The following is a 14,537-nucleotide window of genomic DNA, read 5'->3' as shown; positions in this document are numbered from 1 at the left end:
TAGTTTATGCAAATATTAAAACATTGCCCGTATTGCAAGAAGAACATTTCATTATATAAGCTGGTTATTAGTAAAGAGGCAAAGTGTTATCACTGTAGAGAGTCATTTGATTTCTCAGGTAATTATCGCTTGGTGGCATTTTTATCTTTCATGTATACTGCCACATATAAGATATTATTCATGAATAAAATATCTAGCAACTTTATAAATACCTCATTAATAGTATTGCCAATATTTTTACTTGTTTATTTATTTATACGAATAGATAAAGTCAAGGTTTAATTTGTCAATTAAAGTATAAGTAGCAATTAATATATCTAGTTATAATAATTCATTCATTTTATAAAATCTTTTTAGGTCTATTACTTTCTGTATTAGTAAGTGTAAAGCAAGCATTATATAATCTGTTCAAGCCTAAGATATAAACACTTAGGCTCTCCTTTCTAACACCACTAAGCCTCTATCTCCAAGTGCCGCAAGTTTGATCTCGCAGGTCCATTGTTTATACGCTTCAGCCAGTTCTTCAAGTCAATCATGTATGCTAAATAGCAATAAGGTAAACCATCAAGAACCACCAGCAGACAATAAACGAACCACTATTTTTGACCACAAAAGGAGTGCATGGCGGCGTTACCGCATAGAATTTTTTATTCAAATTTAACCAGTAATAGGTGATGACCTAACACGTTATTGTCCAAAAGCGTGCAGCGTAAGGCTTTTAAATCTACAGGTTACGCTAATGCCAAAAAGGTGAGCCATGGTGATTAGCGAGACGACCGTCCGCCCCATGGACGAGGCGGTCGAGCATCCAAGGACGGACTTGAACAACATCCCTGTTTAACTGCCAGTTCGCCGTCCATGGCTCTCGTTCATAAGCTCAGAAACCCTAGGTTTCTATTCACCGAGTCGACGAGCAAATGCCATGGCAAGCCCGTGTGAGTGGATATCAGCAACCTACCCTTCTATTTTTTCGAATGTTTAGGCCGTGATTTCGCGTTATTCTTTTGTAAATTTCCTTGTTATTCTGCCTCCATCAGCAAAGCGTTTGCGTCTTGTGTTAGCCACATGATTTTGGCGTTTCACGCATCGCTTTACTCAACCGATAGGAGAGCAGCAATGAAAGTATTAAGTCAGTTTTCTGCCCAAGCCTCGATGGATGGCGATGGGGTCAATATTCGCCGTGTCGCCGATTTTGTGACGACGAAATTTGATCCTTTCTTGATGATCGATGAAATAAAATCCGATGATGAACAAGACTTTATTGGCGGCTTTCCCGCACATCCCCATCGCGGGATGGAGACGTTCACTTATATTCGCAAGGGCGGTTTTGAGCACCGTGACCAAATGGGTAATGTAAAGGCGATTCGTGCGGGTGATGTGCAGTGGATGAGTACCGGGTTCGGAGTAGTGCATTCTGAAATGCCGCTGGCCGATGCGGTTGATGGTCTGCATGGGTTCCAAATTTGGGTCAACATGCCCGCCAAAGACAAGCTGCGCCCTGCGAAGTATCAAGATACTGCGGGTAGTGCGAGTGTTGAAGCGACAAATGATACTGGCGCAACCTTGAAAGCTTTAGCAGGTGATTGGGGTTTTAAAGATCAACCGCTTATTAGTGCGACCATCCAAGGATTAGCGGGCGAAGCAGCCATTGCTGATTTGAGCCTAGCGCCAAATGCTGAGACCACGCTTGATTTGTCTCAACACGAGTTTGTCGCCTTGTACTTGTACCAAGGTGACTTATATAAAAGCGATTCGAGTAAGGGTGAGGATTCACACCGGTCATCTGCTTCAAATCAACATCATGAGGGCGAGTTTTTAGTGCTCGATAGCCAAAGTGTGCTTAAGCTTAAGGCCGATGATCGCGGCGCGGGGATGTTACTGTTTGCGGGTAAACCTATCCGTGAAAAAATCGTTCAGATGGGTCCCTTTGTGATGAACACCCAAGCAGAAATTCAGCAGGCGATCCGCGACTATCAAGCAGGGCGTTTCGGCCAAATCGCTTGATCTGCTAAATCTGCCGCACTGAGCTAATTCTAAACCCAAACCCAAACCTAAATCTAAGTCTAAGCCTAAGCCTAAGCCCTGTATTCCTGCAGGGCTTTTTGTTGCTGTTCACGCCTGCTATGTCTATTGCTTAAGGACTTAAGGCAAAAGCCGTACTTTGTTGCTACAATAGCCGAGCTTTTGGGTTGAGCGAGCCTAGAGCTTTTTTCTAAACTCAATCTAGCCTAAAACTAACCTGAATCTTGATAGACCAGTTTAATCGATAAGTAACGCAATTTCAGTAACCTAGCAGCCGCTTCGTTACCCACCACAGGATATTCACCTTGAGCAACTCTGATACTAAGCCTAATCCATCAATGGCTTTTTCGACTCTTAAGCTAAAACCCGAACTGCTTGAGAACCTTTCTTCTATGGGCTACAACGAGATGACGCCAATTCAGGCGCAAAGTTTGCCACCCATCTTAGCGGGGCAGGATGTGATAGGTCAGGGTAAAACTGGCTCGGGTAAAACGGCCGCCTTCGGCTTAGGATTACTGAACAAGTTAGACGTTAAACGCTTTCGTATTCAAACCTTAGTGTTATGTCCAACCCGCGAGTTGGCCGACCAAGTGGCACAGGAGATCCGTACTCTTGCCCGTGGTATTCATAACGTTAAAGTGCTGACACTTTGCGGCGGTGTGCCTATGGGGCCACAGGTTGGCTCGCTGGAACACGGCGCGCACATTATCGTGGGAACGCCGGGTCGTATCGTCGATCACTTAGATCGCAATCGCTTAGATTTAAGCAATCTCAACATGTTAGTGCTCGATGAAGCCGATCGCATGTTAGAAATGGGCTTCCAACCCGCCCTCGATGCGATTATCGAACAAGCCCCGCGTGAGCGCCAGACGCTGCTATTCAGCGCGACGTTCCCTGAGCAAATTCAATCGATTGCTAAGCAAATCATGTATGACCCAAGCATGGTTAAAGTGGAAGGTCATCACGACAGCTTGAGCATCGCCCAGCATTTTTATCACTTAGATGATGACAAGGCGCGCATGCAAGCGCTGCAATTATTGTTGTTAGAACATAAACCTGAAAGCGCAGTGGTGTTCTGTAACACTAAACGCGAAACCCAAAAAGTGGCCGATGAGCTCGAAGGTTTAGGTTTTAGCGTATTGGCCCTGCACGGCGATTTAGAGCAAAGAGATAGGGACGAAACCCTGCTGCAATTTGCCAACAAGAGTGCCTGTGTATTAGTGGCGACCGACGTTGCCGCCCGTGGTTTAGATATCGATGCGCTGGATGCCGTGTTTAACTATCACGTCGCCTATGACACCGAAGTCCACATTCACCGTATCGGTCGTACTGGCCGTGCGGGCAGTAAAGGCGCCGCTTATACCTTCTATAACGACCAAGACGGTTACAAGATTGCCTTGTTAGAAGAGTACTTAGAGCGCGAAATTACCAGCGAATCACTGCCCTCTGAAAGCCTGCTCGGTAGCACGCCTGCAGCCCCAACCATGATCACTTTGCAGATCGATGGCGGTAAGAAGGAAAAGCTGCGTCCAGGGGATATCTTAGGCGCGCTGACGGGCGAAAACGGTATCGAAGGCTCACAGGTGGGTAAAATCCAAGTGACCGATTACCGCGCCTATGTGGCCGTTAATCGTAAGGTTGCCAAGAAAGCGCTGAACAAAATTACTGGCGGCCGCATCAAAGGTAAATCTTACCGCGCTTGGCCAATGAAATAAGCTTGGTTTGCTGTGAGGTTTTGTTAATCCGCTATTGTTGATGAATCACTAAATGAAATTGAGCTTTGGGGCTCAATTTCATTTTTTATATCAAGTCATCGCCTAGATCTAAATTTAGATAATAACCATTCTCAGTTTGTGCCTTTACTCATCTTTATTTTTAAAATTAATCTTTTATACCCTGCCTAAACATGATTTAGCTGCTAAATTTTTATTAGTATTCTCAATTTAATCAAAATTTGATTGATGTAATCTCTGCTGTTGTTCACTAAGGAGAGTGTCACAAATGCGTAAAAATTTGCCTATTACTGAAAATGAAAGGAAATTTCCGAAGGAACAACAGCTTATTTCATCTACCGATACTAAAGGCACCATCCTGCATTGTAATGATGCTTTTGTCTCCATTAGCGGCTTTAGCCGAGAAGAGTTAGTTGGGAATCCCCATAATATTGTCCGGCATCCGGATATGCCTGAAGCGGCATTTAAAACGATGTGGAGCTATTTATTGCAGGGTAAATCTTGGATGGGATTGGTAAAAAACCGTTGTAAGAATGGGGATTATTATTGGGTTAATGCCTATGTTACCCCAGTGACAGAACATGGACAGGTAGTGGGATATGAGTCTGTTCGCTCCGTACCAAGCCGTGAGCAGATAGCCCATGCTGAGAGCTTATACAGGGCTATTAATGCGGGGAAAAATCCTCAAAGTATCCTTTCAGAGTTAATAACTCATCTTCGTTGGGTTAGCTTACCTTTGATCGCCATTATTATTTCATCGCTATTATGGTGGCGCTTAGGCCCTGTTGAAGCCGCTATTGGTTTTCTTATCACAGCATTGATCAGCTATGGCTTGGGAGTATATCGTTTAAAAAACACACTCACTCATCTAGTGCAATTACTGCCAACGCCCTTTACCGATCCCCTTGCCGTAGCTTCTTATGCGAAGCATCAGGGAGTTTTGGGGCAGCTTGAGGTTGCAGTATTAGCTGAGTCAGCCCATTTAAATACAGTGTTAACTCGGATCGAAGATGCCTCGACTAAAGTGGCACTACAATCAGATCAAGTGATGCATTTATCTGTCGATGCGGCGGACTGCATTCGTAAGCAGCAAATACAAACCGAGCAAGTCGCTACCGCAATGAATCAGATGACGACGACTATCGCCGAAGTATCTTCACATGTGCAGGATACTGCAACCAAAGCCGGTGATGCTGATGCGCTTGCCCATTCAGGTTCTGTTGTGGCGGGGCAAACACGCAGTGCGATGCAGCAGCTACAAAAAACCGTAAACGATATTAGTCAGTCTGTGGCTGATTTAGCCGATCAAACCAATAAAATTGTGGATGCGGCGCAATTGATCGAACAAATTGCCGAGCAAACTAACTTGCTTGCCCTTAACGCCGCGATTGAGGCGGCGAGAGCGGGTGATCAAGGTCGAGGTTTTGCGGTGGTCGCCGATGAAGTGAGGCTGCTTGCGTCGCGAACAACCGCATCAACTAAAGAGATTTACGATATTACTCAAATTCTTTCGACCAAAGCTAAAGCTTCGGTATTGGTTGCTGAAAATGGATGTAAAGATACTGAACTCGGTGTTGCTCAAGTGGGATTGGCTGAAAAGGCATTAGAGGGTATTAGTGTTGCCGTTAGCAGTATTGCGACTATGGCTACACAAATGGCCGCAGCGGTGGAAGAGCAAGCCCATGTTGCAGAAGATATTAATCAACAAATTGTGATTATTTCAGAGCTTGCAAGTACTTCATTAGAGCAAGGCACAGAGGTCAGCGAAAGTGGCAAAAATCTACAAATGACATCGGAACAATTGCACGAGCTGGTAGAGCGCTTCCGTAAGGTATGACATAAATAAGCAAGGATTGTAAAAATGCAAACGCCCAAATTCGCGTGGATTTGGGCGTTTTTTTGAGCTTGATACTAAGTCATTTTTCTTGTTAAAGACGGACTAATCTTGGGTGTTTCTTGGACGACTTGCACCGTTATTTGGGCGACGGGTGTTTTTCTTTGGGCCATTGGCGTAAGGATTGTCACCCGATTGGCCACGATTTTCGCCAGAGCCTGAACGGCCTTCACTTGGGCGATTGGCGCCAGTGCTATTCGCACGGCCATCGTTTGAACGTGGTGGACGAGGTTTAGCATCGCCGCGGGGCGCGCTACTGACTTCACCGCTGTGTCTTGGATTCTTGTCGTTTGGCTTGTGACCACGGGCGACATCACCGCTGCGTTGACCATCTTTATGCTCGTTACTTTTGGGCGATGCTGTATGTTGTTGGCGCTGTGCACCTTCTTTTTTGTCCTCAGCCTTATAGCCATCACGTCCTGAACCCGCTCTCGGTGCTGGCTGACCTGCGCTGGGGTGATTACGCCGGCTTGGAATCGTTTTTACTGTGTTATTTTTGCCACTCGAGTTTAAGCGTGATTCAGGCAGCGGGTGCACAGGGCTAAAGCCTTCAACGACTTCACGGTCGAGTATGCGGTTGATAAGGCGTTCAATATCATTGAGTAACTTGATTTCTTCACTGCTGACCAAAGATACTGCTTGGCCAGAAGCACCCGCGCGACCAGTGCGACCAATACGATGGACATAATCTTCAGGCACGTTGGGTAAGTCGAAGTTAACGACCTGTGGTAACTGGTCAATATCTAAGCCGCGGGCCGCAATATCGGTTGCTACTAGTACGCGCACTTGACCATTTTTAAAATCTGCCAAAGCTTTAGTACGTGCAGTTTGACTTTTATTACCGTGAATTGCCGCAGCTTTAATACCTGCTTCTTCAAGGTTTTTAGCTAAACGGTTGGCGCCGTGTTTAGTGCGTGAAAACACTAATACTTGTTGCCAGTCGTGTTGCTTAATAAGTTGGGTGAGTAGTGCCGACTTTTGACCTTTATCAACAGGGCAAACCCACTGTTTGACTGTGGTCGCTGCAGCATTGCGCGGTGTCACCGAAATTTCGACTGGATTGTTCACTAAGCCTTTGGCTAACTCGCGAATTTCATCCGAGAACGTTGCCGAAAACATCAGATTTTGGCGTTGCTTAGGTAATATGGCGAGGATTTTTCGGATATCTCGGATAAAGCCCATATCGAGCATGCGATCGGCTTCATCTAATACGAGTATTTCAAGTTGATTAAATTTCACCGCTTTTTGATTGTATAGATCCATTAATCGACCGGGTGTCGCGACTAATACATCGACACCGTGGCGTAATTTTGCGATTTGTGGATTGATGGGGACGCCACCAAAGACGACTGCAGAGCGTAGCGGTAAGTATTTTCCATAGGTTTCTACACTTTCAGCAACCTGTGCCGCAAGTTCACGTGTGGGTGTTAATACTAAGGTGCGAACTTGTCCTGCTTGGGCTTTTTGACCTTTGCTGAGTAACTCTAACAAAGGAAGGGTGAAACCTGCCGTTTTACCTGTTCCTGTTTGGGCTGCCGCCATCACATCTTGGCCTTGGAGCACAGCGGGAATAGCTTGCGCTTGGATTGGCGAAGGAGTGTCGTAACCTTGTTCGGCGACGGCTTTAAGTATCGGGGCCGATAAGCCCAGGGAGGTAAAACTCATAGATAGGTCTCTTGTGGCAACACTTTGCTGCATTTATGGTCAATGGCCAGGTTCGCTGGCGGGCGTGCAGCTTACAGGATCAAGCCCTTAAGTGCCATCGAATAAAGCCAAGTCCCCATGTAATATGGCTTAGATGTATAAAAGATAGCAGTTAAAGTGTGTTGCTACTTGCCATAGGCTCTATTCCCATTTATGGATAGTTAGCGAATCTATAGTCCTGTCAGTGTCTTGTTCAGTATTTAGTGAAAGATCACGCTTATGTTAATTTGATTGGTTTTAAGTAGTTGGTTTTGGAGTAGAATTAACAAATATCCGCAACAGGTTGCCGTGATTTTATATCTAGGTTGAAATAAGTGGATATTTCCTAAGGTGAGGCTGGGCTTTGGGCTATGTTCCTTGATTGCCAATCCATTTTACTTTTAGGATGAGATTTCCTCGAGTTGACTATGCGCCTCATTAAAGGTGGATTATGACAGCAATACAGCATATTGAACGCCTTGCACGAGGGCGAAGTGAACAGGCCGTTGCCGTCATTAAAAACGTGCAGCAGATGTCCAATATTCCTACGCATGAGATGCAGCTAGCACTCAAGCAATTAGTGAGTTGTGGCCGTATCGCGCTACATTTTCATCCCGATAGAATCGATAGTCGTGGTATGACGGTAGCAGAAGGTTTGCTACGTGATGGTCAATATCGCAGCCAGTTTGAAACCCATATTTCTAATGGTCAGTTATCCCCTGAATTAGGTGGTCCAAGGGATCACTGGGAAAACCAACTCTTTGGCAATGTGTATAAAGGGACAAAATCCCGACCTAAATATGGCGCCTTAGATTTAAGTATGTGGCAGGATGGTCCCGCTCCCCGTTTTGGTAGTTGTTATTTACTGACCCATGCAGAGGTGATGTCTCGGGCCACTTTTTCCTATCTTGACTCATATCGAAATCCAAAGGAGAAGGGAACTTTAGGTTGTTTTGAGGATATTTTAGCGGCGCTATTAACGGAAAGTTTTGAGCGTCACTATGCCTTAGGGAAATCTGACTTCAAGCCGCTGAATGTGATCCATTATTTGGGGCATCAACTCAATGCTTCTTTGATGTCACGTTTTGAACGACCACTATCAAGTAACCTCGATCATTATATTGAAGCGCAGATCCACGGTGATGTATCACTCGATGAGGATATTGCCATGTTGGTGGCTGATCCGAGTTTTAAGGGATCTGATATTGGCGACACTTTGAGTAAAATGTGTGATAGGTATGATATTGAACTGCAATATCACCAAGGTTTTAGCTTACATACGGAGCAAATCCCAAGTGATTTTCGTGGCCCTACCATGCCATCACTCGCTCGGCGTATCGCCATAGAAGACAGGGTTAATGCCCACGCTATTGGCGTCGCAGCAAGGGATTTATATCATTTCCCCCAACATTGGCGTGAACGCGGAAATCGCGCTCTGGTCGCCCATGAACTCAAACTGCTTTGGCACGTGTTAGTTAAATATGGCGCCGCACAATAATGGCTTAGTTTCTAAATCGCTAAATTATCTCGTTTTTGTGAATCGGTTAACAAAAGCCTCCTACAGGGTTTCATCTATTGCGGATGCCTGCGATACTGCGTCCCTATCGCAACTTTTAGTGTCTTGCAAGTGTCTTAAACCGAGTTGCTAATTTAGCGAATGTCCTACGTAAATCGCTTAATCGTTATCTTGTTGGAGCACCATGGATAAGTCCTTAGAGAAATCGCTTATAGTCTGGCTTAAGTCGCAAAAAAAAGCCTGTGGCTTGTTTCTCAAATTATCAGTATGGCTTGGGATGTTAAGCGCTATTGCTATGGTGGCTCAGGCTTTTATTATTGCCACTATTCTCGATGGCGTGATTATCGGTAATAAGCTTCTCCCCCTTGCGGATACAGCACCGTCCGTTGCCATTAATGCCAGCAGTTACATCCCCCATTTTATAGCCTTGATTGGCTTAATCTTGCTGCGATCATTGCTTGCCTATGGTCGTGAGCGGGCAAGTTTTGAGGCGGGCAAGCGTTTACGAAGCCATATCCGCACTCAAGTTTTAGATAAACTCACTAAGCTTGGCCCTGCATTTATTAAAGGTAAACCTGCGGGGAGTTGGGCCAGTATAGTCTTAGAGCAAGTTGAAGATTTACAAGACTTTTATGCCAGATATTTACCACAAATTACCTTAGCGGGTTTTATCCCTATTCTGATCCTTGCAGCTGTTTTCCCGATTAACTGGGCGGCTGGATTAATCCTGCTATTAACCGCACCTTTAATTCCGTTATTTATGATTTTAGTGGGTATGGGTGCTGCCGATGCTAATCGCAAAAACTTCAATGCATTAGCCAGACTAAGTGGCCATTTTATGGATAGATTAAAAGGTTTAAGCACCTTGAAACTATTCCACCGTGGCGATGCGGAACTTAAGGTGATCGCTAAAGCGTCAGAGGAGTTTCGCAGCCGCACTATGTCGGTACTGCGCATGGCTTTTTTAAGCTCGGCGGTATTAGAGTTTTTTGCAGCGGTATCGATTGCGGTATTAGCGGTTTACTTTGGTTTTAGTTATTTAGGTCACTTAGATTTTGGCTACTACGGTGCGCACGCCAATATCAGCACCGATGCGAGCTCTGAGCTAGGAGGTATTCCTTTTAGTCTTTTTACGGGTTTGTTTATTCTGATCTTAGCCCCCGAGTTTTATCAACCGCTGCGGGATATGGGCACCCATTACCATGCTAAGGCGCAGGCCATTGGTGCTGCCGAAGCCTTAATAACGTTACTTGAACATCCAGAATCTGAGACCACAGGCAAGATGAGTTTAAAGGGTATCGATACTGTTAAGGGTGACAATCTTGAAGTCTTTAGTATTGATGGCACGCGATTATTAGGCCCTGTGAGTTTTGAGCTAAAAGCCAATGACCGCTTAGCTTTAGTTGGGCCAAGCGGGGCAGGTAAAACCAGTTTACTCAATGCCTTACTGGGTTTTTTGCCCTATAAGGGGCATTTGCTGATTAATGGATACGAGTTATCTGCAATCGACTTAGCGAGTCTGCGACAGCATTTAGCTTGGCTCGGGCAGGAGCCGCAGTTATTTCATGGTACTGTGCGCGACAACGTGGCATTGGCCGATTCTTCAATGACCGATGAGCAGATTTGGAATTTGTTAGCTAAGGCGAATATCGCTGAATATGTTAAGGCACAAACCTTAGGTTTAGATTCCCCCATTGGAGAGCAATCTTCCGGTTTATCCGTTGGGCAGGCTCAGCGGCTCGCCTTAGCAAGAGCGTTAGGGCAGAAGGCAAGTTTATTTATACTCGATGAACCGACCGCAAGTTTAGATAGCCAGAGTGAGCAGCTAGTGAGCTCAGCCCTTGATAAGGCGATGGTGGGTAAGATGTGTATTATGGTGACTCACAGATTAGATCAACTAGATCAAATGAATACCATTCTTGTGCTGGATAAAGGCTTAATTGTGCAGCAGGGAGATTTTGCAACCTTATCTAAAAATGATGGGTTATTCCGGACTATGTTGCGTGAGAATCTGGAGTCTATCGCGGATGTCGAGCTTGCTCCTTTAGGCACCATCATCCCGAAGGGAGCTTCACTCGATGGCACCACAGGCGCGGCTAAAGGAGATGACCAATGAAAGTGCTGATCCCTTTTATTCGTCTGTTCTCGCGCCAATGGTTAATGATGTCCGTAGGCTTGCTGCTAACGCTGATCACGTTAATGGCTGGCATTGGGTTATTGTCACTCTCTGGTTGGTTCCTCTCGGCCACCGCAGTGGCAGGTTTGACGATAGTAACATCCCAAGCATTCAACTTTTTTACCCCTGCTGGTGGGGTACGTTTCCTTTCTATTGCTCGCACAGCGAGTCGCTATGGTGAGCGTCTAGCGACCCATGAGGCAACCTTTAAGTTACTAACTGAGCTTCGGGTTTGGGCGTGGCGCAAACTGTTGCCCCTAAGCGCTAAGAATTTACAGGGGCTTCGCCGTGGTGACATGCTTAACCGCTTAGTTGCCGATATCGATACCCTCGATCACTTATACCTGCGACTCCTCACTCCCATGGCGGCGTCATTGTTGATGACGGGGCTCTTGTATCTATTCTTAGCTTGGTTCGATGCCAAACTCGCCATGAGTTTATGTTTATTCTTGGTTGTCGTTTGGTTGGTAATGCCCTTGCTGTTTTACCGACTGGGACATAAACCGAGCCGGACTATGCTCGAGACTAAGCGTCATTATCGGGTGCAGTTACTGGATATGTTGCAAGGCCAAGCAGAACTCAGCCTGTTTGGTGCCAATGACAGATTTAGGCAAAAACTAAACGAGGCAGAGGCCAGTCTGTTTAAAAGCCAAAGCACTATGGCCAATATCACGGCGCTTAGTCAGGCCATGTTGATCTTAGCTACAGGTTCAGCGCTGATTATGATGCTGTACTTGGCCGCAAAGGGTGTGGGCGATGCTGTGCCGCCGGGGCCCATGTTTGCACTTATGGTGTTTGCGACCATGGCCTGCGTCGAGATGATGATGCCGATTGCGGGTGCCTTCCAACATCTATCTGGTTGTGTACTTGCCGCAACGCGGATTAATGAAATCACCGAACAAGAGGCTGATATTCAATTTGTTGCCGATACCGGTCTTAGGGCGAGTTTGGGCGCATTGCAGATTGAAGATATTCATTTTGGCTATAGGGAGGGCCAAAGCGTGTTACAAGGTTTGTCCCTTGAGATAAAAGCGGGTCAAAAAGTGGCGCTATTGGGGGCTACGGGTTGCGGTAAATCGAGCCTATTTGCGCTGATTACCCGTGAATGGCAAGCACAACAAGGACAAATTCATCTCGATGGGCATCAGCTATCGGCATATAGCGAGCGCGGCCTTAGGGATGCGATAACCGTCGTCAGTCAGCGGATCTATCTGTTTGCGGGTACGCTGAGGGAAAACCTAGTGCTCGCCTTACCTTTTATAGAAGGTGAAAAGCGCACCACCCACGATGCCCGCTTGATTGAGGTATTACAGCGCGTCGGACTTGGCGCCTTACTGACGGGTGATAAGCCGCTGGATATGTGGATTGGTGAAGGTGGGCGCCAGCTTTCCGGTGGAGAGCAGCGCCGTATTGGTGTTGCTAGGGCGCTGCTGCGTGATGCGCCACTGTTATTACTTGATGAGCCAACGGAAGGGCTCGATAAGCGTACCGAGCGGGAAATTTTAAGTTTACTATTTGAATTTGCTAAGGATAAAACCTTACTTATGATTAGCCATCGCTTGACTGCGATGGCGAAGATGGATCAAATTCATCTGCTGGCGCAGGGTAAGATTGTGGCCTCTGGGACTCACCAAAGCTTACTTGATGACTGCAAAGATTATCAGGCGCTTTATCAACGGCTCAGTTAACCGATTAGCACCACATCGGGTTGTGTTAACCCTAATGATATTTACTCTATGAGTTCAATTATGCCAGAAGCCTTAGTACCTCAAATCAACGCCCATTTTAACGGTAAATTTGAGGTTGAACTTAAATATCGTTTACCCGATCCTGATGCCTTTTTTAGATCACTTAAGGCAAAAGAGCCGGAAGTTATGCTTGAGAATAACCTCGAACATGACTGTTATTTTGACCTACCATCTTGCGTACTTAATGCTGAATATAAGAGTTTATGTATTCGCGAAATGCAGCCATCGGGGATAATGCTGTGGATAGTGAAAGGGCCAGAAAAAGACCGCTGCGAAGCCGTGAATATCAGCGATGCGACTAAAGCCAAGAGTATGTTGCATACCTTAGGCTATGAGTGTGTGCTCGAAATTAAAAAGCGCCGCAGTATTTATTTTCTCGGTGAGTTTCACCTGACAGTCGACCATCTTGAAGGTCTAGGGGATTTTGCTGAGTTGGCAATTATGACCAATGATGAATCCTTATTAGCCATGTATGAAGTTAAGTTATTGCAACTCGCTGAAGATTTAGGCCTGAGTGAAGCACAGCGAGAGTTTTTATCTTACCGCGAGCTAAAACAAGCGCTTAACTTAACGACGCCTTGAGTGCCTAGCTAAGAATGGGGCGAGGATAAAAGCAAATCGCTTTGGATTTACTCCGTCTTTTTGGATTTACTCCGTATAGCCTGCGCATATCAATATAACACTAGCGTATTTGTCCTATTTCAATACTCCCATGTGTTTGATTGAAATAGGAAAGAGTGTAAGACAAGCATAAAACCACAGCGCTAAACCCGTAGAGCTGTGATTTTGATTGAGTGGATTAGCTGTGTTGATGACGTTTGGCTTCGCGGGTTTCGTACTCAGTACCTAAATGGCCCTTTGCTGCTGTAATTGCCATCACTGCCCGAGACTTAAACTCGCGGCGATATAAGGTTGCGACGACAAATAAGCTGGCCGAGATAAAGAGTATCGGGTGGACAAACCAGCAAAGCACCGCCATGGAAAAGTAATAGGCACGTAAACCATAGTTATAGGAATGAGCGGCCTGATCTTGCACAGTGGCCATTTGTCTTGCATAGCCCCTAAGATTTTCGTTCGAGCCATCAGCGTCCAATGGGCCTGCGCCTATCATCACATTCACAAAGCCATATTGGCGCATTGACCAAGTAAATTGAAAGAAGGCCATCACAAAGATCCCCACGAGCAGGGCCAGTTTAACTTGCACTAGCGCATGATTGGGCGGCGCCGCGAAGGGAATAGTCGCAATGACACTTTCAAGGCGTTCTACTTGGGCAAATAAGGTCAGTACGCCCGCGAGCACAAATAGCGTGGTTGAAGCAAAAAAGGCAATATTTCGCTCAAGGTTCGCCAGCAGCGCCGCATCGCCCACACGCACACCGCGGGTCATTACCTCAAGCATCCAATAGATCCTATGCTTATGCAGACCACGGGCAATACAGTTGGTATTCCTTGCCTTACGCCGCGCAAAGGCGGTATAGCCAGCCCAAGAAACGATAAACCACACCAATGCAGAAATATCTAACAACGAAAATTCCATAGCTACCTTTATTCGCAAGTCAAAAACCATCAGGCTCAATTACGGTATGATTATGAGGGTTTTTATCTGCGGCGCGCAATCCCCTCGTATCACTTTGAAATCCATCCTATTCACAACTTGAAGCCGTTCTGATTAGTTTTGAAGCCTCTCGCTGGGTGAGACTCAGTTTGGGAGCAATGGGCGTTGTGAAAGTGGGCTTAAAAGTTCAATGTAATAAGTGTGCTAAGG

At 45.9% G+C, this 14,537-nt stretch carries 9 protein-coding genes; 7 read left to right on the top strand and 2 right to left on the bottom strand.

The genetic code is table 11. The features are described from left to right. Positions 1–1,116: 1,116 nt before the first annotated feature. The 3 genes from L2744_RS10010 to L2744_RS10000 all read left to right on the top strand — a co-directional run bounded on the left by L2744_RS10010 (position 1,117) and on the right by L2744_RS10000 (position 5,592). Positions 1,117–2,004, top strand: coding sequence for a pirin family protein (locus L2744_RS10010; protein WP_248991776.1), 888 nt, complete (start codon positions 1,117–1,119; stop codon positions 2,002–2,004). Between the two features lie 356 nt (positions 2,005–2,360). Beyond that, complete coding sequence (gene dbpA / locus L2744_RS10005) at positions 2,361–3,737, top strand: ATP-dependent RNA helicase DbpA (protein ID WP_248991810.1); 1,377 nt, start codon at positions 2,361–2,363, stop codon at positions 3,735–3,737. Between the two features lie 286 nt (positions 3,738–4,023). Then, positions 4,024–5,592, top strand: a complete 1,569-nt coding sequence (locus tag L2744_RS10000) for a methyl-accepting chemotaxis protein (protein WP_248991775.1) — start codon at positions 4,024–4,026, stop codon at positions 5,590–5,592. Positions 5,593–5,694: 102 nt separating this feature from the next. Here the strand turns inward: L2744_RS10000 and L2744_RS09995 are convergent, their stop codons facing one another. Then, on the bottom strand, positions 5,695–7,314 hold the full coding sequence (locus L2744_RS09995) for a DEAD/DEAH box helicase (protein WP_248991774.1): 1,620 nt from the start codon (positions 7,312–7,314) through the stop codon (positions 5,695–5,697). A 469-nt stretch (positions 7,315–7,783) separates the two neighbouring features. On the opposite strand from L2744_RS09995, the gene L2744_RS09990 reads away from it, so the two are divergent. The 4 genes from L2744_RS09990 (at position 7,784) to cyaB (ending at position 13,354) form a co-directional block, all read left to right on the top strand. Next, the gene (locus L2744_RS09990; protein WP_248991773.1) at positions 7,784–8,830 is read left to right on the top strand and encodes a DUF3626 domain-containing protein; all 1,047 of its coding nucleotides are present in this window, start codon (positions 7,784–7,786) and stop codon (positions 8,828–8,830) included. Positions 8,831–9,032: 202 nt separating this feature from the next. After that, the gene (cydD, locus tag L2744_RS09985; RefSeq protein ID WP_248991772.1) at positions 9,033–10,964 is read left to right on the top strand and encodes a heme ABC transporter permease/ATP-binding protein CydD; all 1,932 of its coding nucleotides are present in this window, start codon (positions 9,033–9,035) and stop codon (positions 10,962–10,964) included. Beyond that, positions 10,961–12,712 carry a heme ABC transporter ATP-binding protein/permease CydC gene (cydC, locus tag L2744_RS09980; RefSeq protein WP_248991771.1) on the top strand — a complete coding sequence of 584 codons (1,752 nt, stop codon included), beginning with the start codon at positions 10,961–10,963 and terminating at the stop codon, positions 12,710–12,712. The genes cydD and cydC overlap by 4 nt, the downstream gene beginning before the upstream one ends. 48 nt (positions 12,713–12,760) lie before the next feature. Continuing rightward, positions 12,761–13,354 (top strand): class IV adenylate cyclase, encoded by a 594-nt coding sequence (gene cyaB / locus L2744_RS09975; RefSeq protein ID WP_248991770.1) that lies wholly within the window; start codon positions 12,761–12,763, stop codon positions 13,352–13,354. Between the two features lie 217 nt (positions 13,355–13,571). Here the strand turns inward: cyaB and L2744_RS09970 are convergent, their stop codons facing one another. Beyond that, positions 13,572–14,309: a DUF599 domain-containing protein gene (locus L2744_RS09970; RefSeq protein WP_248991769.1), complete on the bottom strand. Its 738-nt coding sequence runs from the start codon at positions 14,307–14,309 to the stop codon at positions 13,572–13,574. Positions 14,310–14,537 lie beyond the last annotated feature (228 nt).

Origin of the sequence: Shewanella profunda (assembly GCF_023283765.1) — a bacterium.
GTDB classification, from domain to species: domain Bacteria; phylum Pseudomonadota; class Gammaproteobacteria; order Enterobacterales; family Shewanellaceae; genus Shewanella; species Shewanella profunda.
Note: the sequence above shows the minus strand (reverse complement) of the source record. Positions and strands in the feature narration are given on the sequence as shown.

Coding starts and splice junctions, on each gene's coding strand:
- L2744_RS09990 (WP_248991773.1), top strand. CDS start 7,784: ATGACAGCAATACAGCATATTGAACGCCTTGCACGAGGGCGAAGTGAA.
- L2744_RS10000 (WP_248991775.1), top strand. CDS start 4,024: ATGCGTAAAAATTTGCCTATTACTGAAAATGAAAGGAAATTTCCGAAG.
- dbpA (WP_248991810.1), top strand. CDS start 2,361: ATGGCTTTTTCGACTCTTAAGCTAAAACCCGAACTGCTTGAGAACCTT.
- L2744_RS09970 (WP_248991769.1), bottom strand. CDS start 14,309: ATGGAATTTTCGTTGTTAGATATTTCTGCATTGGTGTGGTTTATCGTT.
- L2744_RS09995 (WP_248991774.1), bottom strand. CDS start 7,314: ATGAGTTTTACCTCCCTGGGCTTATCGGCCCCGATACTTAAAGCCGTC.
- cyaB (WP_248991770.1), top strand. CDS start 12,761: ATGAGTTCAATTATGCCAGAAGCCTTAGTACCTCAAATCAACGCCCAT.
- cydC (WP_248991771.1), top strand. CDS start 10,961: ATGAAAGTGCTGATCCCTTTTATTCGTCTGTTCTCGCGCCAATGGTTA.
- L2744_RS10010 (WP_248991776.1), top strand. CDS start 1,117: ATGAAAGTATTAAGTCAGTTTTCTGCCCAAGCCTCGATGGATGGCGAT.
- cydD (WP_248991772.1), top strand. CDS start 9,033: ATGGATAAGTCCTTAGAGAAATCGCTTATAGTCTGGCTTAAGTCGCAA.